Origin of the sequence: Streptomyces sp. CA-210063 (assembly GCF_024612015.1) — a bacterium.
GTDB lineage: Bacteria > Actinomycetota > Actinomycetes > Streptomycetales > Streptomycetaceae > Streptomyces.
In genome coordinates this window covers 5,864,229-5,889,092 of sequence record NZ_CP102512.1, presented here as the reverse complement: position 1 = coordinate 5,889,092, position 24,864 = coordinate 5,864,229, and the positions used below count along the sequence as shown (strand labels likewise).

At 70.6% G+C, this 24,864-nt stretch carries 24 protein-coding genes and 1 riboswitch; of the genes, 12 read left to right on the top strand and 12 right to left on the bottom strand.

All coding sequences use genetic code 11. The annotated features are described in order from the left end of the window. The first annotated feature begins 12 nt into the window (after positions 1 to 12). Positions 13 to 1,116, top strand: a complete 1,104-nt coding sequence (locus JIX56_RS25755) for a GNAT family N-acetyltransferase (RefSeq protein ID WP_257551113.1) — start codon at positions 13 to 15, stop codon at positions 1,114 to 1,116. Positions 1,117 to 1,144: 28 nt separating this feature from the next. On the opposite strand, the gene JIX56_RS25750 is transcribed toward JIX56_RS25755, so the two are convergent. Both JIX56_RS25750 and JIX56_RS25745 read right to left on the bottom strand, forming a co-directional pair. After that, complete coding sequence (locus tag JIX56_RS25750; protein ID WP_257543980.1) at positions 1,145 to 1,417, bottom strand: DUF4031 domain-containing protein; 273 nt, start codon at positions 1,415 to 1,417, stop codon at positions 1,145 to 1,147. Beyond that, positions 1,414 to 1,836, bottom strand: coding sequence for a hypothetical protein (locus tag JIX56_RS25745; protein WP_443031881.1), 423 nt, complete (start codon positions 1,834 to 1,836; stop codon positions 1,414 to 1,416). Before JIX56_RS25745 ends, JIX56_RS25750 begins: the two co-directional genes overlap by 4 nt. Positions 1,837 to 1,891: 55 nt before the next feature. On the opposite strand from JIX56_RS25745, the gene JIX56_RS25740 reads away from it, so the two are divergent. Together JIX56_RS25740 and murQ are read left to right on the top strand one after the other, a co-directional pair. Further along, positions 1,892 to 2,896, top strand: a complete 1,005-nt coding sequence (locus JIX56_RS25740; RefSeq protein WP_443031880.1) for a MurR/RpiR family transcriptional regulator — start codon at positions 1,892 to 1,894, stop codon at positions 2,894 to 2,896. A gap of 138 nt (positions 2,897 to 3,034) precedes the next feature. After that, positions 3,035 to 3,991 (top strand): N-acetylmuramic acid 6-phosphate etherase, encoded by a 957-nt coding sequence (gene murQ / locus JIX56_RS25735; RefSeq protein WP_257543978.1) that lies wholly within the window; start codon positions 3,035 to 3,037, stop codon positions 3,989 to 3,991. Positions 3,992 to 4,042: 51 nt separating this feature from the next. Here the strand turns inward: murQ and JIX56_RS25730 are convergent, their stop codons facing one another. Beyond that, positions 4,043 to 6,055: a pectinesterase family protein gene (locus tag JIX56_RS25730; protein ID WP_257543976.1), complete on the bottom strand. Its 2,013-nt coding sequence runs from the start codon at positions 6,053 to 6,055 to the stop codon at positions 4,043 to 4,045. Positions 6,056 to 6,310: 255 nt separating this feature from the next. Here JIX56_RS25730 and JIX56_RS25725 point away from each other — a divergent pair, with 255 nt between their 5' ends. Continuing rightward, positions 6,311 to 10,099, top strand: a complete 3,789-nt coding sequence (locus tag JIX56_RS25725) for an nSTAND1 domain-containing NTPase (protein ID WP_257543974.1) — start codon at positions 6,311 to 6,313, stop codon at positions 10,097 to 10,099. 104 nt (positions 10,100 to 10,203) lie between these two features. After that, positions 10,204 to 10,782 (top strand): hypothetical protein, encoded by a 579-nt coding sequence (locus JIX56_RS25720; RefSeq protein WP_257543972.1) that lies wholly within the window; start codon positions 10,204 to 10,206, stop codon positions 10,780 to 10,782. Positions 10,783 to 10,816: 34 nt separating this feature from the next. Here the strand turns inward: JIX56_RS25720 and JIX56_RS25715 are convergent, their stop codons facing one another. Both JIX56_RS25715 and JIX56_RS25710 read right to left on the bottom strand, forming a co-directional pair. Continuing rightward, positions 10,817 to 11,029, bottom strand: coding sequence for a hypothetical protein (locus JIX56_RS25715; protein ID WP_257543970.1), 213 nt, complete (start codon positions 11,027 to 11,029; stop codon positions 10,817 to 10,819). After that, positions 11,026 to 11,268: a hypothetical protein gene (locus tag JIX56_RS25710; protein WP_257543968.1), complete on the bottom strand. Its 243-nt coding sequence runs from the start codon at positions 11,266 to 11,268 to the stop codon at positions 11,026 to 11,028. The genes JIX56_RS25715 and JIX56_RS25710 overlap by 4 nt, the downstream gene beginning before the upstream one ends. 113 nt (positions 11,269 to 11,381) lie before the next feature. Between JIX56_RS25710 and JIX56_RS25705 the strand changes: the two genes are divergently transcribed. The 5 genes from JIX56_RS25705 to JIX56_RS25685 all read left to right on the top strand — a co-directional run bounded on the left by JIX56_RS25705 (position 11,382) and on the right by JIX56_RS25685 (position 14,889). After that, complete coding sequence (locus tag JIX56_RS25705) at positions 11,382 to 12,221, top strand: helix-turn-helix domain-containing protein (RefSeq protein WP_257543967.1); 840 nt, start codon at positions 11,382 to 11,384, stop codon at positions 12,219 to 12,221. Beyond that, the gene (locus JIX56_RS25700) at positions 12,205 to 12,411 is read left to right on the top strand and encodes a DUF397 domain-containing protein (protein ID WP_257543965.1); all 207 of its coding nucleotides are present in this window, start codon (positions 12,205 to 12,207) and stop codon (positions 12,409 to 12,411) included. Before JIX56_RS25705 ends, JIX56_RS25700 begins: the two co-directional genes overlap by 17 nt. Before the next feature lie 56 nt (positions 12,412 to 12,467). After that, a complete protein-coding gene (locus JIX56_RS25695; protein WP_257543963.1) occupies positions 12,468 to 13,013 on the top strand; it encodes a DinB family protein in 546 nt (181 codons plus the stop codon). Positions 13,014 to 13,246: 233 nt separating this feature from the next. Next, positions 13,247 to 14,152 carry a hypothetical protein gene (locus JIX56_RS25690; protein WP_443031879.1) on the top strand — a complete coding sequence of 302 codons (906 nt, stop codon included), beginning with the start codon at positions 13,247 to 13,249 and terminating at the stop codon, positions 14,150 to 14,152. 59 nt (positions 14,153 to 14,211) lie between these two features. Beyond that, positions 14,212 to 14,889 carry a Uma2 family endonuclease gene (locus JIX56_RS25685; protein ID WP_257543961.1) on the top strand — a complete coding sequence of 226 codons (678 nt, stop codon included), beginning with the start codon at positions 14,212 to 14,214 and terminating at the stop codon, positions 14,887 to 14,889. 56 nt (positions 14,890 to 14,945) lie between these two features. Here JIX56_RS25685 and JIX56_RS25680 read toward each other — a convergent pair whose 3' ends face one another. From JIX56_RS25680 to thrC, 5 genes are all read right to left on the bottom strand, one after another. Further along, complete coding sequence (locus JIX56_RS25680; RefSeq protein WP_257543959.1) at positions 14,946 to 16,076, bottom strand: NADH:flavin oxidoreductase; 1,131 nt, start codon at positions 16,074 to 16,076, stop codon at positions 14,946 to 14,948. Positions 16,077 to 16,330: 254 nt separating this feature from the next. Next, positions 16,331 to 17,953: a chaperonin GroEL gene (gene groL / locus JIX56_RS25675; protein WP_257543957.1), complete on the bottom strand. Its 1,623-nt coding sequence runs from the start codon at positions 17,951 to 17,953 to the stop codon at positions 16,331 to 16,333. Positions 17,954 to 18,308: 355 nt separating this feature from the next. Beyond that, on the bottom strand, positions 18,309 to 18,515 hold the full coding sequence (locus JIX56_RS25670; protein WP_005486335.1) for a cold-shock protein: 207 nt from the start codon (positions 18,513 to 18,515) through the stop codon (positions 18,309 to 18,311). 462 nt (positions 18,516 to 18,977) lie between these two features. Then, on the bottom strand, positions 18,978 to 19,253 hold the full coding sequence (locus JIX56_RS25665; protein WP_257543955.1) for a MoaD/ThiS family protein: 276 nt from the start codon (positions 19,251 to 19,253) through the stop codon (positions 18,978 to 18,980). A 94-nt stretch (positions 19,254 to 19,347) separates the two neighbouring features. Beyond that, positions 19,348 to 20,652 (bottom strand): threonine synthase, encoded by a 1,305-nt coding sequence (gene thrC, locus JIX56_RS25660; RefSeq protein ID WP_257543953.1) that lies wholly within the window; start codon positions 20,650 to 20,652, stop codon positions 19,348 to 19,350. Positions 20,653 to 20,670: 18 nt separating this feature from the next. Further along, positions 20,671 to 20,827: riboswitch (SAM riboswitch) on the bottom strand. A gap of 131 nt (positions 20,828 to 20,958) precedes the next feature. Between thrC and JIX56_RS25655 the strand changes: the two genes are divergently transcribed. Both JIX56_RS25655 and JIX56_RS25650 read left to right on the top strand, forming a co-directional pair. Next, a complete protein-coding gene (locus JIX56_RS25655) occupies positions 20,959 to 21,903 on the top strand; it encodes a glucosyl-3-phosphoglycerate synthase (protein ID WP_257543951.1) in 945 nt (314 codons plus the stop codon). Positions 21,904 to 22,191: 288 nt separating this feature from the next. Further along, complete coding sequence (locus JIX56_RS25650) at positions 22,192 to 23,604, top strand: alpha,alpha-trehalose-phosphate synthase (UDP-forming) (RefSeq protein WP_257543949.1); 1,413 nt, start codon at positions 22,192 to 22,194, stop codon at positions 23,602 to 23,604. Positions 23,605 to 23,723: 119 nt separating this feature from the next. Here JIX56_RS25650 and otsB read toward each other — a convergent pair whose 3' ends face one another. Continuing rightward, positions 23,724 to 24,584 carry a trehalose-phosphatase gene (gene otsB / locus JIX56_RS25645; protein ID WP_257543947.1) on the bottom strand — a complete coding sequence of 287 codons (861 nt, stop codon included), beginning with the start codon at positions 24,582 to 24,584 and terminating at the stop codon, positions 23,724 to 23,726. Positions 24,585 to 24,601: 17 nt separating this feature from the next. Further along, complete coding sequence (locus tag JIX56_RS25640) at positions 24,602 to 24,829, bottom strand: DUF3263 domain-containing protein (RefSeq protein WP_257543945.1); 228 nt, start codon at positions 24,827 to 24,829, stop codon at positions 24,602 to 24,604. Between the last annotated feature and the right edge of the window lie 35 nt (positions 24,830 to 24,864).

Below are 24,864 nucleotides of genomic sequence, written 5' to 3'. Positions count from 1 at the left end.
GCCATGCGACCAATGGGCGGGGAACAGGTACAGCAAGCCGTCGAACACAGCCTCACGGTGCTGCGGACGGTGGTCGATCAGGACTGGGAGGGCGTCAAGGCGGGGCGGCTGGAGTGGAGTTGCCGGAAGACCGCCGAGCACATCGCGTCGGATCTGATCGCGTACGCGGGACAGCTGGCGGGGCGGGCGACGACGGCGTACGTGCCGTTCGAGATCGACATGGCCGAGTGCGAGGACAACGCCGACGTACTGCGGGTGATCGAGACGACGGGGGCACTGCTCAGCGCCGTCGTCCGTACGACCCCCCGCGAGGTGCGCGCCTTCCACCCGTATCCGTTCCGCTGGGCCGACCGCGAGGGCTTCGCGGCGATGGGCGTCGTCGAGGTGCTGCTGCACACGTACGACATCACGGAGGGCCTGGGGCTCCCGTCGTCCTCGCACGTACCGCCCGTCGGGCTCTGCGAGTCCGTTCTCGCCCGCCTCTTCCCGCACGTCAGGCCCGGTGACGACCCCTGGGCGACGCTGCTGTGGGCCACCGGCCGGGGCGATCTGCCGGGGCGGGTCCCCGTCACCGAGTGGCGGTGGAGCAACCCGCTGCACATCGACGCCGCGCGCATCGTCCTGCAAGGCGTCCATCCGGCCGCCGCCGCCGACCTCGCCGAGGGCGGCACCGGCGGCTTCGACTGGATCGTGGGCGGGCCGGTCGAGGGGACCCGGATCGGCGCGGGGCTGGTGTTCCAGGCGTACGAGGCGGGGGTGCACCGGCCGGAGTGGGGCATGTTCGTGCTCGTACGCAAGGAGGACGGGCTGGCCGTCGGCGCGCTGGGCTATCACGGCGCCCCGGACGAAGAGGGCCGCGTCGAGGTCGGCTACGACCTGGTCGAGGGGGCGCGCGGGCGCGGTTACATGACCGAGGCGCTGGGCGCGCTGGCCGGCTGGGCGCGGGAGCGGGCCCGGGAGCGGGGGGACGTACGGTCGCTGTTCGCGGTCGTCGACAAGGCCAACTCCCCTTCGCAGGGCGTCGTTTCGCGGGCCGGCTTCGAGAAGGTGAGCGAGGACTGGGGCGACGGGGGGCACGGGGAGCAGTGCGCGTACGAACTCCGTCTGCACGCCTGAGGTACGGCTGTAGGGCTATAGGGCTCCCTCAGGCCGAGGGCCCCCGCCGCTTCGGCCTGCGCAGCCCCGCCCCCGTCAGCCGGCGCAGCAGTTCCTTCGAGCCCACCTCCACGGCACCCGCCCGCACGACCTCCGCGTAACGGTGGGACGGGATGTCGTAGTGGTCGCGTTCGAAGGCGCGCTCGGGGATGCCCGTCCGCACGGCGAAGGCGTGCAGTTCGTCGAAGGACACATCGCTCACCAGGTGCGACCACATGCGGCCGTGCCCCGGCCAGGTGGGCGGGTCTATGTAGACGGTCACGGGGACGGGGCCTCTCCGAAGGCCGCGCCCAGCGACCCCAGCGCCGCGACCCGCACGCCCGCCTTGTGGCACACCCACTGCGGATCGGGCCCCAGCTCCGGCTCGACGTCGAGCGCGTGCGGCTCGCCGCCGCCGCAGACCGGGCAGAGGGGCCAGCGGCCGTACCGGTCGAGCAGGGCGTCCTGGACGTCCTGCGCGACGAGCCCGGCGACGTACGCCGCGCCGTCCGGCCACTGCTCGACCCACCAGCGGCGCTGTACGACGGACTCCTCGACCATCGAGACGACGTCCGCCTCGGCGACCTCGCCGGCCGCCAGATCGGCGAGCACGAGGGCGCGGGCCGCGTGCAGCGCCTGCTCGAGGGGGCTCACGGGGTCCACTGGGCCCACGGGGTCCGCGGGATCACTGCTGGGGCTCATGCATCCATTGTGCGCAGCCTTGACCACCCGCCCGAACAGAAAATATCTTTCATAGGTGAGCGATGACGTGAAGGAAATTTTCTCACCGCCGGGAGCCACGGGCACAGGCCGCTCGGCCGACGAGCAGAGCGCGACCGGCGGGAAGAGCGCGGTCGGCGGGAAGAGCGCGGCCGCGCCGCCCGCCCCCGCCGCCCTCGCGGCGAAGGTGCGTACCCTGGCGCCTTCCATGACCCGCTCCATGCAGCGGGTCGCGGAGGCCGTCGCGCACGACCCGGCGGGCTGTGCGGCGCTCACGGTCACCGGCCTCGCCGAGCTCACCGGCACCAGCGAGGCGACGGTCGTCCGCACCGCCCGCCTCCTCGGCTACCCGGGCTACCGCGACCTGCGCCTCGCCCTCGCCGGCCTCGCCGCCCACCAGCAGTCGGGCCGCGCACCCTCGGTCACGGCCGACATCGCCGTCGACGACCCGCTGCCCGACGTCGTCGCCAAGCTCGCGTACGACGAACAGCAGACCCTCGCGGACACGGCGGCCGGACTCGACATGGTCCAGCTCGGCGCGGCGGTCGGCGCGCTCGCCGGGGCCCGCCGCATCGACATCTACGGCGTCGGGGCGTCCGGCCTCGTCGCCCAGGACCTCACACAGAAGCTGCTCCGCATAGGGCTGATAGCCCACGCGCACAGCGACCCGCATCTCGCCGTCACCAACGCGGTGCAGCTCCGCGCGAAGGACGTCGCCATAGCGATCACCCACTCCGGTTCGACGGGCGACGTCATCGAGCCGCTGCGGGTCGCCTTCGACCACGGGGCCACGACGATCGCGATCACCGGGCGGCCGGACGGGCCGGTGTCCCAGTACGCCGACCACGTCCTGACGACGTCCACGGCCCGGGAGAGCGAGCTGCGGCCGGCGGCGATGTCGTCCCGGACGAGTCAGCTGCTGGTGGTGGACTGTCTGTTCGTCGGGGTGGCGCAGCGGACGTATGAGCAGGCGGCGCCGGCGTTGTCGGCTTCGTATGAGGCGTTGGCGCATCGGCATCGGGTCGGGGGGCCTTCGCGGTAGAGCGGCAGAAGGTCCGGGGACGAAACGCCGTAGTCGTCTGCTGGTTCGTCGTGGTTGATCGCGCAGTTCCCCGCGCCCCTGAAGGGGCGCGCTGCCCCCAAGGCACAGTCACACCGCACCGTACGGAATGAGCCCGTCATGCCCACCTCCCCCCACACCTCCGCCCTCCCCAACCACCTCGCCGTACGAGCCGAGTTGGAGTCGCTGACCACCGAGGCGTTCCGCCCGGAGCTGGCGGACATCGATCAGCTCCCCACCCTCGACATCGCGAAGCTGATGAACGCCGAGGACGCGGCCGTGCCGGCGGCCGTCTCCGCGCGGTTGCCCCTCATCGCCGCCGCGATCGACGCGATCGCCGAGCGGATGGCCCGGGGCGGCCGGCTGATCTACGCGGGCGCGGGCACGGCCGGCCGGCTCGGCGTCCTGGACGCGTCCGAGTGCCCGCCGACCTTCAACACGGCCCCCTCCAAGGTGGTGGGCCTGATCGCGGGCGGCCGGGAGGCCATGGTCACGTCGATCGAGGGCGCGGAGGACTCGGCGGAACTGGCCCGTGCCGACCTCGACGCGCTCGCCCTCACGCCCGACGACACGGTGGTCGGCGTCTCCGCCTCCGGCCGCACGCCGTACGCGGTCGGCGCGGTGGAGCACGCGCGCGCGGCCGGCGCCCTGACGGTGGGCCTGTCCTGCAACGCGGCCAGCGCGCTCGCGGCGGCCGCCGACCACGGCATCGAGATCGTCGTCGGCCCCGAGCTGGTGACGGGCTCGACCCGCCTCAAGGCGGGCACGGCGCAGAAACTCGTCCTCAACATGCTCTCGACGATCACCATGATCCGCCTCGGCAAGACCTACGGAAACCTCATGGTCGACGTCCGCGCCACCAACGACAAACTCCGCGCCCGTTCCCACCGCATCGTCGCCCTCGCCACCGGCGCGACGGACGACGAGATCGAAACGGCCCTCACCGCGTCGAACGGCGAGGTGAAGAACGCCATCCTGACCATCCTCAGCGGAGTGGACGCCCCGACGGCCACCCGCCTCCTCACGGAGAACGAGGGCCACCTGCGCGCGGCGCTGGCGGCGGCGACGGCACCGTGAGGCGGGGCCAGGACATGCGTGCATGTCCTGGCCCCGCCGTGGTTGCCGCGGTCAGCGGACCGGGTTCCAGCCGTCGGTGCCGGCCAGGTACTTCTGGGCGGTGTAGTCCGCGGCCTCGGCGTCGGTCAGCTTCGGTGCGTTCGGGCCGACGCCGGCTCCCTTACCGAAGTTGTGGTACTCCCGGAACCGGGCCTGCTGCCAGTGATAGTCGGGCATCATGTCGGTCCACGGCTGCGTTTCCTTGATCATGTAGTCCAGCTCGGTGTCACGGACCACCGCCTGGGGCCAGGCGTCCGGCGAGTTGTGCCACGGCCGGCCGAGGAAGTACGAATCGTTCGGGACGCCGCTGGAAAACACCTGGCTGCCGGTGATGAGGATTCCGTACTTCTTGCGGCGGTCGGTGTTCGGCGCCACGACCGTGCCGCCGGGCCAGTCGTACACCTTGATGAGGGACCGGTCGATCACCGCGGTCGCGTTACCGAAGATGAAGTCCACCGTGCCCTCGATGTAGCAGTCGTAGAAGTACTGCCGGGCCTGGTCCGTGGGTGCGTTCCCCTTGACCAGCAGGGTGTCCTGACGGCCGATGATGTCGACGTTGCTGAACACCTGCCGGTCACCCTTGGCGGCCACCGCGACGGCCTGGGTCTCGTACGGGCTGACCTCCGGGTGGGCCTTGGGGTCGAACCTGTTGGCGATCGTGACGAACGAGACGGTCAGGTCGTCTGCCTTGAAGGTGGCCGTGGCACTGCCCTCCGTGCCCCACTTCGTACCGTCGGGCCTGAGCAGCCCGTGGGCCCTGTTGTTGTAGATGTAAACGTCCTTGTACCCGCTGGCGGACGTGATGGTCAGATGGGTCTTGTTGCTCGGGACGGTGATGGCCTCGCGGTAGATGCCCTTGTCGATGACGATGGTGTGCGCGACGCCGTCCGCGGGCACGGCGTTGATCGCGGCCTGGATGGTCCGGTAGTCGCCGGAGCCGTCGGGCGCCACGATGAACGTGCGGTCCTGAGTGAGCTGCCTCCTGGGCTTGCTGTACCCGGGGAAGGCGTTGGCGACGTACAACACGCTCGCGAACTGGTAGGCCCAGCGAAGCGTCTGCTCGACCATGTCCCCGCGGGAATTCACGGTCCATACGGTCAGGAGGTTCTCGGAGGGGTCGAAGCCGTCCGGGTTGGCCTGGGCGCGGGCGAAGTGATCGCTGATCGTGCCCCACTCGTTCTGCAGGTCGACGAGGCGGCGGTCGATGGTCGTGTGCATGTTGTACGACTCCCAGTCCTCCTCGCCGAACGCTCGCTCTTCGAGCCATTCGCCGGTGTCACGGAGACGGGTGGCCTCGGAGACGAACTGGGCGAAGTACAGCGCCGCCGCGGCCCCGCGCTGTCGACTGGCGTCGGTACCGTCGGCGTTCCACAGGCTCATGGCGTGGTTCTCGGTCTCCACCCGCCCGTACTTCATGGTGTAGCGGGACACGTTCCCCTGGGTCTGCAGGTTGACGTAGCTCGGCGACCTGATCAGCTGCCGAGGTTCGAGCGGCCGTCCGTCAGGGCCGCGCCGAGGTTCCGCCGGGACCTGCGCCTCCCCTAGGGGGCCGAGGTAGTTGTAGCGGCCGTCGCGATCGAACCAGCCCACGAGGTACATGTCGCTCACCCGGAACCGGAGGACGACCTTGTGGCCGTCCTCCGTGATGACGGCGACCTCGGTGTAACCGGAATCCGCGGGGTTGGTGTGCTCGACGGTGAGGCCCGTGCCCTGGACCCGACCGTCCACGCTCGTACCGTCCGGAGACCGCCCGTGATAGGCCACGTTGGCACGGAATTGGTCGAGGAAGCGGCGGTAGTTGTCGCGCGTGGCGGTGGGGCCGTCCAGTCTGAAGATCGGTGTCTCGTCGTCCGCGGCGCTCGCGCTCTGCAGGACGCCCAGCGGGCCGAGCAGGGTGGCGAAGATCGACAGGACGAGCGTGGTCACGATCGATCCGACGGCGCCCGAGCGGGCACGGCCCCTGGTGCGGGGCGGCGGCTGAGGTACCCCCTGTTCGGGGAACGCCGTGATGTCGGTTGGGGGCATGCGTTGTTCTCCAGGTCTCGCTGGGGCTGACATGACCGAGGCTGACAACGCCGCCGTTGGTTCTCACCCCCCTTTCATCAGGGAAAACAATCCCGGGCGGTGCCGCCGGATTGGTTCCGGGACCGTTCCGTGGCTGTCATCAGCGCCACATCTCGGGGGAAAACGGTGACTCCCCGGCGGCGGGAAACGTATGTTTGCCGAGCTTGTGCGGAGCTTTCACATGCTCTGCGGTGCCTGTACGAAAGTGGGGGAGTTGTGGCGCGTCCCGAGAGACCGCTGGACCCGGCGGCCGGCCCGGTGCAGCGCCTCGCCCACGAGCTGCGGGAGCTGCGCCGGGCCGCCGGCAGCCCCTCGTACCGGACCATGGCCGACACCGCGGGGTTCTCCCAGGCAACGTTGTCCAAGGCCGCGGCCGGGACCCGGCTGCCGTCGCTCGCCGTCGTCCAGGGATACGTGCGCGCCTGCGGGGGCGACCCCGGCGAGTGGGAGCCGCGCTGGAAGGAGGCCGAGGCCGAGGTCGCGGGGGAAGCCCGTCACGATGCCGAGGACGCCGCACCGCCGTACCGGGGGCTGGCCCGCTTCGAGCCGGGCGACCGCGACCTGTTCTTCGGCCGGGACCGGCTGGTGGAGGAGCTGCGGAATCTGGTGTACGAGCACCGGTTCGGGGTCGTGTTCGGGGCGTCCGGCAGCGGCAAGTCCTCGCTGCTGCGGGCCGGGCTGATCCCCGGGCTGAGGGAGCAGATCCGCGAACAGGGCTGCCCCGCGGTGCTGCGCATCCTCACCCCCGGCCCACGGCCCGCCACCACCTACGGCCATCTGCTGGCCCCGGCCGAGGGCGAGCCGGACAGCTGGGTGGTGGTGGACCAGTTCGAGGAGGTCTTCACCCTGTGCCGGGACAAGGCGGAGCGGGACCGGTTCATCGACCTGCTGCTCGCCGCCCGCGACCCGGACAGCCGACTGAACGTGCTCATCGCCGTACGCGCCGATTTCTACGCGCGTTGTGGCGAGCACCGGAATCTGGCGGACGCCCTGCGCGGCACCGGCCTCCTGGTCGGCCCGATGACGGCGGACGAACTGCGCGAGGCGGTCGTCAAGCCGGCACAGGCGGCCGGGCTCCTGGTCGAGCGGGAGCTGACCGCGCGGATCATCGAGGAGGTGCTCGACGAGCCCGGCGGCCTGCCGATGCTCTCGCACGCCCTCCTGGAGACCTGGCGGCGGCGCCGGGGCCGGACGCTGACCCTGACCGCCTACCAGGCGGCCGGTGGGGTGCGCGGCGCGATCGCGGCGACCGCGGAGGAGGTGTTCGAGCAGCTGTCACCGGAGCAGGCCCGCACCGCCCGGCACCTGCTGCTGCGGATGGTCGAGCCGGGCCAGGGCACCCCCGACACCCGGCGCCCGCTCACCCGGGCCGAGATCGAGGAGTGGGCCGAGCCCGAGGTGGGGGCGGTCGCGGACCGGCTGACCCGGGCCCGGCTGCTGACCGCCGACGAGGACGGCGTCCAGCTCGCCCACGAGGCGCTGATCACCTGCTGGCCGCGGCTGCACGGCTGGATCGAGGAGGACCGCGAACGGCTGCGCCACCACCGCCGCCTCGCCGAGGCCACCCGCGCCTGGCTGGAGCACGACCGCGACCCCGGCGCCCTGTACCGGGGCACGCGGCTGGCGCGCGCGGAGGAACTGTTCGCGGACGACGACGGCATGCTCACCGCGACCGAGCGGGACTTCCTCACCACCGCGCGGGACGCCCGCGAGGCAGAACTCCGCGCCACCGCCCGCTCAGCGCGGCGGTCCCGGGCGCTGCTGGTCACGCTCTCGGCCGTCCTGGCCGTGGCCCTGGTCGCCGGCCTGGCCGCCTGGGGGGAGCACCACGACAACCAGCGGCGTCGTACCGAAGCGGCGGCCCGCCGCGTCGCCGAGGTCGCCGACGCCCTGCGCACCACCGACCCCCGCACCGCCCAGTTGCTCGGCGTCGCCGCCTGGAACGCCGCCGAGCTGCCGGAGACCCGCCGCGCCCTGCTCGGCGCCCTCGCCCAGCCCGAAACGGACACCTTCACCGACCCGACGCCCGGCAGCAGCCCCACCCGCTTCCTCACCCGCTCCGGCCGCACGTTGCTCCACGCCGACGGCGACACCTGGCGCACCTGGGACGTGGCCACCCACCGCCGGCTCGCCTCCGGACGGCTGCCGGACGGAGGCATCGCCGGGGCCGGTCCCGACGGGCGGCTACTCGCGATCGCCAGGGACGCCGACGTACGGCTGTGGGACACCTCCGCCGGGCGGTGGACCGGGGCGGTCCTGCCGGCCGACAGCGTCGTGGACTTCGGCCCCGACGGCCGCAGCTATGCGGTGAGCAGTCCGTACGACGACCGGGTGCGGCTGCACTCGACCGCGGACGGCACACAACGGTTCGAGACGCGAGCGTCCGGCTTCACGAACGTCACGCCAAGCACCGACGGCCGACTGCTGGCCGTCTGTGCCTCCGGCCGCGCACCGCAGGTGTGGGACGCCGACCGTCGCCGTACAGTGCCCGGCGCCTGGGAGGACGCGGGCGTCCGCTGCGACGACTACTCGACACTCGTGTTCGACGGCCCGGGTGCCGGCGCCGACCGGTTCGCGATGGCCTCCCCCAGCGGCGTCCACATCTGGGACGCCAGGTCAGGACGCCTGATCGCCGACCTCGACAACGAGGGTGTGCACAGCATCGCCTTCAGCGAGGACGGCACTTTCCTGGCCACCGCCGACGCCGGCGAGATCAGGGTGTGGCGCCTCACGGCGGGGGCCGCGACAGACACCCCCACCCCGGTGTTCCGCCACCCCCTGTACAACGAACACCTCTACGGCGGCCTCGCCTGGGACCCCGACCGGCCGCTGCTGCGCTACCTCGAAGGCGGCACCGTCCACACCCTGGACCTCGCCGGCGCCGTCACCGCCGCATGGCGCGAGACCCCCCTGGACGCGGTGCTGCTCAGCCCGGACGGCCGCACCCTCGCCACCGCCGAACTCCCCCACTCTCGGCTTCGCTCGAGCGGGGGGACCCCCATCGGGGACACCGGCTACCGCGTCCAACTGCGCGACAGTGCGGACGGACATCTCCTGCGGACGCTGCCGCCGGTACCCTTGCCCGTGTCGCGCGACCCCGACCAGCCGGTCATCGCACGGGACACCACGCCCCTGCTGGCCTTCAGCCCCGAGGGCGGCACCTTCGCCTACGGCGTCTCCGCACCCGGCCGCCTGACCGCGCCGCAGCGGTTCATGCTCTGGGACATGGCCCGCGGCCACGCGCGGACCACGCTGGACCTGGCGACGCCGTCGTCCGACGGGGCGGTCGTCACACTCGCCCTGGGCCCCGGCGGTCACGCCCTGTACGCCACGCGCACACCCGGCATCGGCGAGCTGAGCCACGAAGTGTGGGACACCGCACGGCACCGCCGAACCGCCCAGTACCCGGACCCGGTCGGCCCTCAGCTGACCGTCCACCCCGGCGGACAGCTCCTCGTCACCTCCGGCCGCAGCGTGCGCCTGCCCTCCGGCACGGTGCGCGCCCACGACCTCGTCCAGGGCGCCGAGATCGGCGCCCTCGCCTTCGCCCCCGACGGCTCCCGGCTCGCGGCGGGCGACCGGACCGGGCGGGTCACCCTGTGGGACGGCGACCTGAAACACCGCGCGGGCGTGCTGCGCAACGTCTTCCCCACCCCGCTCGGCGACACCGCCGAAGCGGTCAGCGCCCTCGCCATCAGTCCCGACGGCCGCACCCTGGCCGTCGGCGGTGACGCCGGCACGCTCCAGCTGTGGGACATCGCCACCCAACAGCCCCTCGGCGGCCCGCTGACCACCCCCGGCGACGCCATCACCTCCCTCGCCTTCAGCCCCGACAGCACCACCATCCACACGGCCGGCACCCACGTCCCACTCCAGCGCCACACCATCGACCCCGCCCGGGCCGTCACCCAGATCTGCGCCCGCACCGACGACGCCGACCTGACACCCGCCCAATGGCACACATACCTGCCCGACGCGCCGTACCGCGAGGTGTGCGGCCACTGAGGCGCGGGGCTTGGCCGAGGCGGCGATGTCAGTGGCGTGTGCGAGTGTGTGTGCCAGAAACGACCTACGTACGGGACACGGGATACGAAACGGAGCCGCACGCCGTGAATCACGCCCAGCTCACCGCCCTCGGCCGAGCCCTGCGCGTCCTCGGGGAGCATGGGGAGGCCCTGACCGCCGAGACCCCCGACGCCCGGCTGCACGAGGTGAAGGCGGACATCAAGCGCGCCTTGGAGCTGCTGGACGACACGGTCACGGCGGCCAAGCCGACGACCCACTGCGCCGAGCATCCGAACGGCCCGGTCGACGAGGAGGCCCCCGACCGCTGCCTGCTCTGCGAGACCCGCCGCCGCGCCGCCCGCCGCTCCCAGCTGAACGACAGCTACGGCCCCGCCCACCCCACCGGCCCGGTCACCCCGACCCCGTCCCGGTACGGCGTACGGGACGACCGCCCCCAGCCCCAGCAGCGCTGGCTCCCGGAAGCGTGGAACGGCCAGGTCTGGCAGCTCTGCGGCACCCCCCGCCGCGACCGCCGCGAGGCCGAGCTCTACCTCACCGCCCAACGCCGCGGCCCCCGCCCCGCCATCGCCTACCGCCTGGTCTACGAGTTCACCGACTACGAGGTCCTGCGCATCTGGGGCGAGCCGGTGCGGGTGGACATCGAGCCGATGGGGAACCTGTAGTGAGGGGGCGGGGCCGATCCGTCGACTCCACGGCTCAGCACGGCAGCCGGCCCTCCCCGTTCACCTGCCGCACCCGCGCCCGCAGCACCTCCCCCGGTGCCGCTTCCCGCGCCGCCTCCGGTGGACAGTCCCACTCCCGCCCGCCACCCACGGGCCGTAGCTGCACATAACCACCCACCTCCCCTATCACCTCGCCGAGCCGCCCATCGCGTACGTCCACGGCGTACGACCGCCGCCGCCCGGTCACGTCTCCGCCGCCTTCCGCAGTACGGCGGCCAGGCGGGCGGCGACCTGGAGGTTGCAGCAGCCCAACTCGACGAGTGGGAAGGGGAGTTCACTGGCGCCGGTCACCGGGTCGACGCGCAGGGACGGCAGGATGACGCCGACGCCGCGCAGGGCCTGGTCGAGCTGTTCGACGGCCTCCTCGGTCGTCCGCGCCAGGATGCGCCCCGTCGTGCCCCGCCCGTTCGCCGCTCTGTTCTTCACGTCCACGCCCTCCACGCTGGGTTTCCGATTCACCACACAGCGTGGCGGACAGCCATCTAGCCTGGCCAGATACGACGCCCCAACATGGGGACTGCTGGACAGGGAGTTGGGCCATGCCGGGACCGAAGGATCTCGACCCGTCGTCGTCGCCGCGGGCGTTGTTGGGGGCGGAGTTGCGCCACGCCAGGGAGAGGGCGGGGCTCAGTCAGGAGGAGTTGGGCCAGCAGCTGTTCGTGAGCGGTTCGTTCGTGGGCCAGCTGGAGTCGGCGGTACGGCGCTTGCAGCCGGAGATCGCGCGACTTATCGATGTCGCGCTGGATACGGGGGACTTCTTCAGCCGGAACTGCAAGGCGGTGGCCAAGTCCAAGTATCCGGAGCACTTCGCGCAGGCGGCCGAAGCCGAGGCTGTCGCTACGAGGATCAGGGAGTACGCGCCCATGCTGATCCCGGGGTTGCTCCAGACACGTGCTTACGCGCAGGCCGTGTGCATCGCGCATCAGCCGACGGCTCCCGACGAGGAGATCGACAAGCTGGTCTCGGCGCGGCTGGAGCGGGCCAAGCTCCTCGACGATCCAACAAAGCCGCTGCTGAGGGTCGTACTTGACGAGGCGGCCCTGCGCCGCGTGACGGGCAGCCCGGCCGTCATGGTCGAGGCCCTACGCCACGTCGCCGGACTGGTTCACCGGCGCCGAGTCATTGCACAGGTGCTGCCGTTCAGGGCGGGTGCACACACGTCGATGGGCGGGGCGATCAAGCTGATGGCCTTCGACGACGCGCCGCCGCTCGTGTACTTCGAAGGCCCCGGAACCGGCAGGCTGGAGGACGACCCGGCCACCGTCACCCGCTACGAACTGGCCTACGATTTGTTGGGGGCCACCGCGCTCTCGCCCCACGAATCTCTGGCCTTGATCGAATCGGTGGCGGAGGATTACGCCCATGAAGATCAGCCCTGAGTACCACCTCCACTCGGTGACCTGGCGCAAGTCGACGTACAGCGACGGCAGCGGCGGCAACTGCCTGGAAGTCGCCGACGGCCACCCCGCTGTCATCCCCGTTCGCGACTCAAAGACCCCCCTCGGCCCGAAGCTCGTGTTCCGGGCCGAGGCCTGGTCCGCGTTCGTCGAGAACCTCAAGCGCGACTGACCCGCCCAAGTGGCTAGAGGTCAGGATCTGACCTACATCGCTCCTACCGTGTGGCCATGAACACCACCACGAACACCCCGACCCCCACCGTGACCACCGGCGAGCGCAGCGACCTCCTGGAGACGCTGGCCAAGCACCGCGACTTCCTGCGCCTCACCACCCGCGACCTCACCGACGAGCAGGCCGGGCGGCGAACGACCGTCAGCGAACTGTGCCTCGGCGGCCTGATCAAGCACGTCACGTCGGCGGAACGAGGCTGGGCGGACTTCATCCTGAACGGCCCGTCGCCGTCGGACGACTTCACCGCCATGACGGAGGAGGACTGGGCCCGGCGGGCCGACGAGTTCCGCATGCTGCCCGGCGAGACGCTGGCCGGGGTGCTGGCCGAGTACGACGACGTCGCCCGCCGGACCGACGAACTGGTCGCGACCCTGCCCGACCTGGACGCCTCCCACCCCCTGCCCAAGGCCCCGTGGTTCGAGGCCGGCGCACGGTGGTCGGCCCGGAGGGCACTGCTGCACATCATCGCCGAGACCGCCCAGCACGCCGGTCACGCCGACATCATCCGCGAGGCCCTGGACGGCTCCAAGAGCATGGGCTGACGCACCGGCAGGCAGGCCCCGAAGCTCAAGCCCCCAGCTCCGAGCCCTCTTTTCAAGGATGGGGAGGTGGGCCTCAACCCACCCTCCCACCCGGTGTGTTGACTTGACGCGTTCGGCTTGCCACGCACGGTGACGATGCTGATACGGTGCCCGCAGACGAAACAGCCCCCGCCAGGTGCTACCAACACCTGCGGGGGCTTGACCTACGAGATCGAAGGATTGATTCGATCCCCATGGCTGATGCCAATCTTAGTGCTGCCTTCCTGCCCGCGCACGCGGTCCCGCACCCTCCGAGCCCCCACCCCATGGCCAACCCGGGCTACGGCAAACGCACCGCCCCCGGCCAACACCCCCGCACGGCCCACGACTTCGCCGACCTCCCACCCCGCGAAGCAGCCATCGCCGCGTTCATCGACCGCCTCCCCGACGGCGCCGACATCTCCGTGAAGACGCTGGCCAAGACACTCCCGTACGGCCAATGCGCGCTCCGCACGGCCCTCAACAGGCTGCAGGAGGCCGGCCACTTGCGGCGGGGCCGCGAGTGCGTGACCACGGACTCGGGCAGCTCCCGCTGGACCACCCGATCGTGGTTCTCCCGTACCGCGCGGGACGACGCCTGGTGGGCGAGATTCACACGGGGCGACGTACCGCAGGAGCAGGAGCCGCAGAAGGCCCCCACTCGTTCCCGCGCCCACATCCTCCTCGCCGCCCTGGGCCGCGCGACCCCCGCGCTCTCCCTCTCCCAGGCGGACTGCGCGGCGCTGGCCCCACTCCTGCTGCCCTGGTTCGAGCGCGGCGCGACCGACGAGTACATCCACCGGGCCCTCACCTCCGGCCTCCCCACCCCGGTCCACAGCCCGGCGGCCATCCTCCGCACCCGCCTCATCAACAAGCTCCCGCCGGAGCCGGAACCGGTCCGCACGCCCGCCCCCGTACGCCCACCCCTCCGCATGCTGGAGTGCGCCAAGTGCCGCACCCCGGGCCACCCGGAGGCCCTGCCGGGCGGCACCTGCGGCGCCTGCCGAGGCGAACGCGCCCCGGCCCGCAGCGACGCGCCCCTGTCCGCCTCCGCAGTCCACACCCGCGCCGCCGCAGCCCGCGCGGCGATGCTCCCCCGAGAAGAAAGGCCGCGCGTATGACCGCTCCAACGATCCGCCGACACCGCCCCGGGGCACCATGGAGGGGAGGAGGCGAGGACATGACCCCCAGCACCACTCAGCGCCCGCACATCTCCGCCGAGGACTTCGAGGAACTGGCCAGCCAGGCCCCCGAGCACGTAGAGCTCGAATTCATCGAAGGGCGGCTGTATGTAAAAGGCGATCACATCGAGATCGAGGACTTCGAGGAACTGGCCCGAAAGGCCCCCAAGGGAGTCCGGCTCGAACTGATCAATGGAAAGCTAGAGGTCAAGCCCATGCCGGACCCTCGGCACGGCGCCATCGCCATGTGGCTCATCCGTCTGTGCATGCAGGAGCGTCCTGAGCTTGCCCTGTACCCGGACCAGGGGCTGAGGATCGGTACCTACCGTAAAGGCCACGCCCGCCCGGACGGCGTCCTGGCGCCCCTCGACCACTTCATCGCCCAAGGGGGCGAATGGTGCGACACCGACGGTGTTCTCATGGTCGTCGAGGTGACATCCCACGACCGTGACACCGACCGACGCGACCGCGTCGAGAAGCCCCAGGGCTACGCGGAAGCGGGCATCCCCGTCTATCTCCTCATCGACCGCGACAACCGCACAGTGGTCGTGCGCAGCGAACCCGAGAACGGGGAGTACCGACAGAGCCCCGTGTATCACTTCGGAGACGTCATCGAACTCCCCGCCCCCGTCAACATCACCCTGAACACCGAGAAGCTCAAGGACTACGCCGACTGACCCGTCCCCGATGCCGGGCCCCTAACACTCGCGGGCCCGGCGTCGTCACCCTGCACTCAGCTCAGCGACCCCAGCGCCGCCGGCTCGAACGCCTTCAGCTCGCCGAAGCGGCCGTCGAGCACCTTCGCCGCCCACTCGGGGTCCTGGAGCAGCGCGCGGCCCACGGCGACCATGTCGAACTCCTCGGCCTCCAGGCCGTCCAGCAGGTCGTCGATGGCCTTGGTCGAGGACCCCTCACCGGCGAACGCGGTGAGGAACTCGCCGTCCAGACCGACCGAGCCGACCGTGATGGTGGGCTTGCCGGTGAGCTTCTTCGTCCAGCCCGCGAGGTTGAGCTCGGAGCCCTCGAACTCCGACTGCCAGTAACGACGCGTGGAGGCGTGGAAGGCGTCGACACCGGCCGCCGCGAGCGGGGTCAGCAGCGCCTCCAGCTCCTCCGGCGTCTCGGCGAGCCGCCCGTCGTACGCCTCCTGCTTCCACTGCGAGTAGCGGAAGATGACGGGGAAGGTCGCGGACACGGAGTCCCGTACGGCCGCCACGATCTCCGCCGCGAACTTCGTACGGGCGACGAGGTCACCGCCGTAGGCGTCCGTACGGCGGTTGGTGCGCTCCCACAGGAACTGGTCGATCAGGTAGCCGTGGGCGCCGTGGAGTTCGACGCCGTCCATGCCGATGCGCTCGGCCTCGGCGGCGGACTTGGCGAACGCGGCGATGACCTCGTCGATGTCCGCCTGCGTCATGGCCCGGCCGCCCTCCGCCTCGGTGCCGTCGACCCGCAGGCCGGACGGACCGAGAACCGGGGCCTCGGGGAAGAGCTTGCCCTGCTGCCGGACGGTCCCGATGTGCCACAGCTGCGGCACGATCGTGCCGCCGCCCGCGTGCACAGCCTCCGCGACCTTCGCCCACCCGGCGAGCTGCTCCTCACCGGCGAACCGCGGCACCCCCTCCTCGTCCCCGGCCGTCTCGTGCCCGACGTACGTCCCCTCGGTCACGATCAGGCCCACCCCCGCGGCCGCCCGCCGTCCGTAGTACGAGGCCACGTCCGCGCCGGGCACACCGCCGGGCGAGAACACCCGCGTCATGGGCGCCATGGCGATCCGGTTCGGAACGGTCAGGCCGTTGATCGTGACGGGGCGGGACAGGATCTCGGCGGCACGGGAGGTGGAAGGGGAGGCGGAGGTGGTCACGTAGGGGCTCCTCGGAGTCGGAGAGGTCGGCACCGGACAATAAGCGGGATACGCACTACATGCGCACGCATATAGTGCCTCTCCACACAACCGCCCCGCCCGCCACCGCATTCCGCCGCCACGCCCCGCCCGCTGTGACCCCGGTCATGCCTACGGGAGTGCTCGGCGGTTCCGGACACGCCCGAGGGCGGCACCCCCTGCGTCCAGGGGGTGCCGCCCTCGGTACTGAAGGACGGTTGATCGACCAGGGTCGATCAGAAGTCCATGTCACCGCCCGGCATACCGCCACCGGCGGGCGCGGCGGCCTTCTCCGGCTTGTCGGCGATGACGGCCTCGGTGGTGAGGAAGAGCGCGGCGATGGAGGCGGCGTTCTGCAGGGCAGAGCGCGTGACCTTCGCCGGGTCGATGATGCCCTCGGCGATCATGTCGACGTACTCACCGGTCGCGGCGTTCAGGCCGTGGCCGACGGGCAGGTTGCGCACCTTCTCGACGATGACGCCACCCTCGAGACCACCGTTGACGGCGATCTGCTTGAGCGGGGCCTCCAGGGCGAGCTTCACGGCGTTGGCGCCGGTCGCCTCGTCACCCTCCAGGTCCAGCTTCTCGAAGACCGTGGAGGCCTGGAGCAGGGCCACGCCACCACCGGCGACGATGCCCTCCTCGACGGCCGCCTTCGCGTTGCGAACGGCGTCCTCGATGCGGTGCTTGCGCTCCTTGAGCTCGACCTCGGTCGCGGCACCGGCCTTGATGACGGCCACGCCGCCCGCGAGCTTCGCCAGGCGCTCCTGGAGCTTCTCGCGGTCGTAGTCCGAGTCGCTGTTCTCGATCTCGGCGCGGATCTGGTTGACCCGGCCGGCGACCTGGTCGGTGTCACCGGCGCCGTCGACGATCGTCGTCTCGTCCTTGGTGATGACGATCTTGCGGGCGCGGCCCAGGAGGTCCAGGGTCGCGTTCTCCAGCTTGAGACCGACCTCCTCGGAGATGACCTCGCCGCCCGTGAGGATGGCGATGTCGCCGAGCATGGCCTTGCGGCGGTCACCGAAGCCCGGGGCCTTGACAGCGACGGACTTGAAGGTGCCACGGATCTTGTTGACGACCAGGGTCGACAGGGCCTCGCCCTCGACGTCCTCGGCGATGATCAGCAGCGGCTTGCCCGACTGCATGACCTTCTCCAGGAGCGGGAGCAGGTCCTTGACCGAGGAGATCTTGGAGTTGGCGATGAGGATGTACGGGTCCTCCAGCGAGGCCTCCATACGCTCCATGTCGGTGGCGAAGTACGCCGAGATGTAGCCCTTGTCGAAGCGCATACCCTCGGTGAGCTCCAGCTCCAGACCGAAGGTCTGGGACTCCTCGACGGTGATGACGCCTTCCTTGCCGACCTTGTCCATGGCCTCGGCGATGAGCTCGCCGATCTGGGTGTCGGCGGCGGAGATGGAGGCCGTGGAGGCGATCTGCTCCTTGGTCTCGACCTCCTTGGCCTGGTCGAGCAGGGCACCGGAGACGGCCTCGACGGCCTTCTCGATACCGCGCTTGAGAGCCATCGGGTTGGCGCCGGCGGCTACGTTGCGCAGGCCCTCGCGGACGAGCGCCTGGGCGAGCACGGTCGCCGTGGTCGTTCCGTCACCGGCGACGTCGTCCGTCTTCTTGGCGACTTCCTTGACCAGCTCGGCGCCGATCTTCTCGTACGGGTCCTCGAGCTCGATCTCCTTGGCGATGGAAACACCATCGTTGGTGATCGTGGGCGCGCCCCACTTCTTCTCGAGGACGACGTTGCGGCCCTTGGGGCCAAGGGTGACCTTGACGGCGTCGGCGAGCTGGTTCATCCCGCGCTCGAGACCGCGCCGTGCCTCCTCGTCGAACGCGATGATCTTGGCCATGTGAAGTGGTCCTCCCGGACAGGGGGTGGATTTCTCCGGACCGCGCTGGCGCCCGCGACGGACGGCCTGCCTGCCTCGTGGTTCCTTGCCCCACATGGCCTGCGGGCCTCACCGACCCGGTCCTCGTTGTCACTCTCACCTTCAGAGTGCTAACGCCAATGATTAGCACTCGGCATGGTCGAGTGCAAGCGCCTCCGGATGATCCGCAGGTGAACGCGCCCCCGCGCGCCTCTCGGCACCCCTCGCACGCGGGAGGGCCCGCACCACAAGCAGGAGGGCCCGCACCCCTGTACGGGGTGCGAGCCCTCCCGAAAAGAACGAAGAACGTCGCTGCGTTGAAACCCGGCGCGTTACTTCAGCCGGCCGCGAGTCGGACCATGTCCGCCTGCGGCCCCTTCTGACCCTGCGAGATCTCGAACTCGACCCGCTGGCCCTCTTCCAGGGTGCGGTAACCGTCCATCTGGATCGCGCTGTAGTGGACGAATACATCCGCACCACCGTCGACCGCGATGAAGCCGTACCCCTTCTCCGCGTTGAACCACTTGACGGTGCCCTGAGCCATGCCTAACTCCCCTATTACTGGCCCTTGCACAGACCCGCACTTCGCGGATCCGGGTCAGACCTCACCCCCCAACGGTTGGGGGTGTGCGCCGGAACGCGTCGACCGCGGCCGAATGTATCTGTCCAACTGCCCTCTGCAACAGGTCAATCGGACGAGAATTCTGGACACGACCGGTCGGGAATGTACGAACAATTCCCCCGAATTCAGGGCAAGTCGGGCCCTACAAAAGGAACGAAACACGCAAAAGCCCTGTGCACTTTGGCTACTTCATATAGGGCGTGCGGCGCGATCAAATATGCGCCCGGCATGGAATCACTACGCCGGTCGATCCGGGTTCCCCAACTCTACCGTGCTCAATCATAGAGAATTGCCCCCTCCGCTTCTCTCGCGGAGGGGGCAATTCGATGAACACTCGGTAATCAGCGTTACCGACGGTTACTACCGACGGGTACTGACCACGGGTCAGCCGCCGGCGACCGCCGGGATGATCGACACGCCCGCACCGTCCGGCGTAGCCGTCTCCAGCCCCTGCTCGAACCGGACATCATCGTCATTCACGTACACATTCACGAACCGCCGCAACTTGCCCTGATCGTCCAGGACCCGGGCGGCGATCCCGTTGTGGTTCTTCTCGAGGTCGGCGATGACTTCGGCGAGGGTGCCCCCTTCCGCAGTCACCTCGGCCTTGCCGCCGGTGTAGGTGCGAAGGATGGTGGGGATGCGAACGTTGACAGACATGACGTGAAACCTCCGGGTACGTGCAGCAGGGTCAGGGGCGCGGGGAACTGCGCGACAAGCCCCCACCTGCCCGCAGCCAAGCGACTAACCGGTCTTACGCAAGACCAGCCTCGCGGAACGATTCAAGGTTGGGCCGAATAGTCGCGGTCAGCCCGGTCCCGGCCACCGCGTCCAACGTCTTCAGACCATCGCCGGTGTTGAGTACAACCGTGGTCAGCGAGGGGTCGAGAACCCCGTCCTCGATGAGCTTCTTCGTGACGCCGACGGTCACACCACCCGCCGTCTCCGCGAAAATGCCCTCGGTCCGCGCCAGGAGCTTGATCGCCTCGACGACCTGCTCATCGTTCACGTCCTCCACGGCCCCACCCGTACGCCGAGCGATGTCGAGCACATACGGCCCGTCCGCCGGGTTACCGATCGCGAGCGACTTCGCGATCGTGTTCGGCTTCTGCGGCCGTACGACGTCGTGCCCCGCCTTGAAGGCCACCGACACCGGCGAGCACCCCTCCGCCTGCGCACCGAAGATCTTGTACGGCTTGTCCTCGACGAGCCCGAGCTTGATCAGCTCCTGCAGACCCTTGTCGATCTTCGTGAGCTGGGAGCCGGAGGCGATGGGGACGACCAGCTGGTCGGGCAGCTGCCAGCCGAGCTGCTCGCAGATCTCGTACGCGAGGGTCTTGGAGCCCTCCGCGTAGTACGGCCGCAGGTTGACGTTCACGAAGCCCCAGCCCTCGCCGGCCGGGTCGCCGATCAGCTCGGAGCAGAAGCGGTTCACGTCGTCGTAGTTGCCCTCGATACCGACGAGCTCGCCGCCGTAGATGGCGGCCATGACGACCTTGCCCTGCTCCAGGTCGTGCGGGATGAACACGCAGGACCGGAGGCCGGCGCGCGCGGCGGCGGCGCCGACGGCACCGGCGAGGTTGCCGGTGGAGGAGCAGGAGAGGGTGGTGAAGCCGAAGGCGCGGGCGGCCTCCAGGGCCTGGGCGACGACGCGGTCCTTGAAGGAGTGCGTCGGGTTGCCGGAGTCGTCCTTGATGTACAGACCGCCGGTCACGCCCAGCTCACGCGCCAGGTTGTCGGCCTTGACGAGCTGGGTCCAGCCGGGGTTGATGTTCGGCTTGGTGGCCACGTCGGCGGGGACGGGCAGGAGGGGCGCGTACCGCCAGATGTTCGCGGGGCCGGACTCGATGCGCTTGCGCAGCTCCTCCGTTTCGTATGCGGAGTAGTCGTACGCGATCTCCAGCGGCCCGAAACACTCCTCGCAGGCGAAGACCGGTCCGAGGGGGACGCGGTGACCGCACTCGCGACAGCTGAGCGCGGCGGCGGGGCCGAGGTCTACGGTGGAGGTAGCCGAACCGGTGGTGGTGTCGGTGGTGCTTGCAACAGTCTGCGCAGCCATGTGAGGCGAGGCCCTTTCTCCTCATCTTCCTCACGACGCACTTCGCCGTGAGACGGATTTGGCACCTTCCCGAGCCGGGAGCCTCGCGGTGCGATCGGCAGTGATCGTCACGAGACCGGCTGGAGGGTTGCCGGGGCTTCAACGGGCCGTATCCCTCTGCCCCTCTGGATGAGCGGTATTTGGTTGTATACGCGGACGAGCCATGACATGTGATGGTCACCAGCGTTGTCCAAGACTGTAACCGAAGGCCAGGACAGTTGAGGAAGCTGTCCGAACCGCGAGATGAACGCAGAGGAGCCGCGCACTGTGCTGAAGGAAGTCGAGCGCTGGCTGAGCACCCGCTCCTGGTCCATGTCCGACCGCCCGCTCCACAAGATCATGGCTGCCAAACGAGCCACGGGCCGGACGGTCAGCGTCGTCCTGCCCGCGCTGAACGAGGAGGAGACGGTCGGCGACATCGTCGCGATCATCCGTCATGACCTCATGCGGCAGGTTCCGCTCGTCGACGAGATCGTGGTCGTCGACTCCGGTTCGACCGACCGTACGTCCGAGGTCGCCGCGGCGGCCGGGGCGAGGGTGGTCCACCGTGACGAGATCCTGCCCCGCCTCCCGGCCCTGCCCGGCAAGGGCGAGGTGCTGTGGCGGTCCTTGTTGGTGACGACGGGCGACATCGTCTGCTTCATAGACGCGGACCTCAAGGAGTTCTCGTCCGACTTCGTCTCCGGGATCGTCGGCCCCCTGCTGACCGACCCCGGCGTCGACCTCGTCAAGGCGATGTACGACCGCCCCCTCGGCTCGGCGGCCGGCCAGGGCGGCCGGGTGACGGAACTCATGGCCCGCCCCCTGCTCAACATGCACTGGCCCCAGCTGGCCGGCTTCGTCCAGCCCCTCGGCGGCGAGTACGCGGCCCGCCGCTCCCTGCTGGAACAGCTGCCCTTCCCGGTGGGCTACGGCATCGAACTGGGCATGCTGGTCGACGCGCTCCACCTGGTCGGCCTCGACGCCCTCGCCCAGGTCGACGTCGGCGTCCGCAAACACCGCCACCAGGACGGTGCGGCCCTGGGCCGTATGTCCGCGGCCATTTACCGCACCGCGCAACTCCGGCTGGCCCGGGGCCACCTGATCCGTCCCGTCCTGACGCAGTTCGAGCGGGGGGCGGAGGGCTTCGAGCCCCGTACGTATTCGGTGGATCTGGAGGAGCGGCCGCCGATGGTGGAGATCGCGGAGTACGTGCGACGAAGGGCCGCGTGATCGAGGAGGGTCGTGGGGTTGTCTGGCGGCTGCGGGTGAGTGGGGGTTGCTCGCGCAGTTCCCCGCGCCCCTAAAAGATCAGGCCCCTGCGGGCCTGAAAGACGACGGGGCTGCGGGCCGAAAAGCCAGGGGCGCAGCCCCTGCTTTTCAGGGGCGCGGGGAACTGCGCGATCAGCCACGACGGACTCGCACCCGCCGTCCCACACGCACCCCCCACCCCTGTAGGCGCTCCTGTATACGGCCGAACCGTACGTTTGACCGGTTCGGCCGCTGGCTAGGGTGAGCCGTATGGCATCAACGCACGGCGCGCGCATCCTCGTCGCCTCCAACCGAGGCCCCGTCTCGTACGCGCTGGACGAGAAGACCGGCGAACTCACGTCCAAGCGCGGCGGGGGCGGACTGGTGTCCGGCCTCTCCGCGATCGACTCGGAGGCAGGCGCGGTCTGGGTGTGTTCCGCACTGGGCGACGGCGACCGCGAGGCCGTACGACGCGGGGTCGGCGAGCCCGGCGTCCGCATGCTCGACATCCCCGCCGACGTGCACCACGACGCGTACAACGGCGTGGCCAACTCCACGCTGTGGTTCGTGCACCACATGCTCTACCAGACCCCACTGGAGCCCGCCTTCGACGCGGAGTTCCGGCGCCGGTGGGCGTCGTACGAGACGTACAACCACGCCTTCGCCGAGGCGCTCGCGGAGGAGGCGGCGCAGGGCGCGGCCGTGCTCGTCCAGGACTACCACCTGGCCCTGGTCCCCCGGATGCTGCGCGCACTCCGCCCCGACCTGCGGATCGGCCACTTCTCGCACACCCCGTGGGCGCCGGTCGACTACTTCCGGCTGCTGCCCGACGACATCGCCGCGCAGGTGCTCGGCGGGATCCTCGGCGCCGACCGGGCCGCGTTCCTCACGCAGCGGTGGGCGGACGCGTTCACGGAGTGCTGTCACGCCGTACTGGGCCCCGGGATCCCGTCCGGCACCCGGATCGGCGTGCACGGCCTGGGCGCCGACGCGGACTTCCTGCGGGCCCGCGCCCACCAGCCGGACGTCGACGACCGCATCGCCGCGCTGCGGGAGCAGATCGGGACGGCCCCCGACGGCAGCCCGCGCCGCACGATCGTCCGCGTGGACCGCACGGAGTTGTCCAAGAACATCGTGCGCGGCCTGCTCGCCTACCGGCAGCTCCTCGACGACCAGCCGTCCTGGCGCGAGCGCGTCGTGCACGTCGCCTTCGCCTACCCGTCCCGGCAGGACCTCGCGGTGTACCGGGACTACACCGCCGAGGTCCAGCGGGTCGCGGACGAGATCAACGAGCGGTACGGGACGCCTGGTTGGACCCCGGTCGTGCTCCATGTGAAGGACGACTTCGCACGGTCGCTGGCGGCGTACCGGCTGGCCGACGTCGCGCTGGTGAACCCCATCCGGGACGGTATGAACCTCGTCGCCAAGGAGGTGCCGGTGGTGTCCGAGGAGGGGTGCGTGCTGGTGCTGTCGCGGGAGGCCGGGGCGTACGAGGAGCTGGGTGACGACTCGGTGGTGGTGAACCCGTACGACGTGGTCGGTACGGCTGTCGCTCTGCATCAGGCGTTGTCGATGGCGGCGGGTGAGAGGGCGGAGCGGACGAAGCGGTTGGCTGCGGCGGCTACCGCGTTGCCGCCGACGCAGTGGTTCTTGGATCAGTTGCGGGCGTTGGAGGGCGCCTGATAGCTCGGGGGGCGAGGTTGTTCGGCGGGTGCGGGTCCGTTGTGGCTGGTCGCGCCCACGCGGCGGAGCCGCAATCGACACAGCCCCGCGCCCCTAAAAGCACAGGGCTCGCCCTCTCGTCATAGGTGCTCGGCGATTGCCGCCAGTAGGTGGACGACTCCCTGCGGGCCGTCCACCACCACGTCCGCCCTCTCCGACAGCTCGGTGACCTCCGGGCTGCCGCTGCAGACCAGCAGGCCCGGGGTGCCCTCGGTCCGTAGCTTTTCGATGGTGGCGAAGGCGGGGAGGTCGCCCAGGTCGTCGCCGGCGTAGAGGACCGAGCCGGCGGCGGTTTCCTTCAGGTGGTCGCGGAGGGCGACGCCCTTGTCCATGCCCGGGGGGCGGAGTTCGAGGACCATGCGGCCGGGTTCGACGATGAGGCCGTGGCGGGTGGCGAGGTCGGTCAGAGGGGCGCGGAGTGCTTCGAAGGCGGCCTGGGGGTCGGTGGCGCGGCGGGTGTGGACGGCCAGCGCTCGGCCCTTCTCCTCGATCCAGGTGCCCTGCCAGGCGCCGACGCGGTCGAGGAAGCCGGGCAGTTCGGCACGGACGGCGGCGACGCCGGGGTGCGGGGCGGGGGCGCTGACCGTGCCGGTGACGGCGTCCCAGCGCTCGGCGCCGTAGTGGCCGAGGACCACGAGGTGTTCCAGGCCGGGGACGCCGGCGAAGCCGCCGTGGCGGACGGCGACAGCGGCCGGGCGGCCGGTCACCACGGCGACGGAGGCGACCTTGGGGGCGAGCGCGGCCAGCGCGGCCACCGCGTCGGGGTGGGCGCGGGCCTGTTCGGGGTCGGGCACGATCGGGGCGAGGGTGCCGTCGAAGTCGAGCGCGATCACCGTACGGCCGGGGCCGGCGAGGATCGCGTCCAGCGCCTCCCGTCCGGCCGGGGTCACGGGGGTCGGCAAGGTGGCCTTGGGGTTCTCTGCGTCCTTGTGGCTGCCCATGGGTCCGACCCTATCCGTCATCTCTCGGCCCGGCGGGCCTCCCGCACTCTCCGCAGCCGGTTCACCGTCACCGGGTCGTGGGCGAGGGCGCGCTCGTCGTCGAGCAGGGCGTTGAGCAGCTGGTAGTAGCGCACCGGGGCCAGGCCCAGGCGCTCCCGTACGGCCCGCTCCTTCGCCCCCGGCCCCGGCCAGCCCTGGCGCTCCAGCGCGAGGATGGCCTGTTCGCGCGCGTTGAGCTCATCCATGCGGACACGGTAACGGAGGGGTGGGACATTGCGCC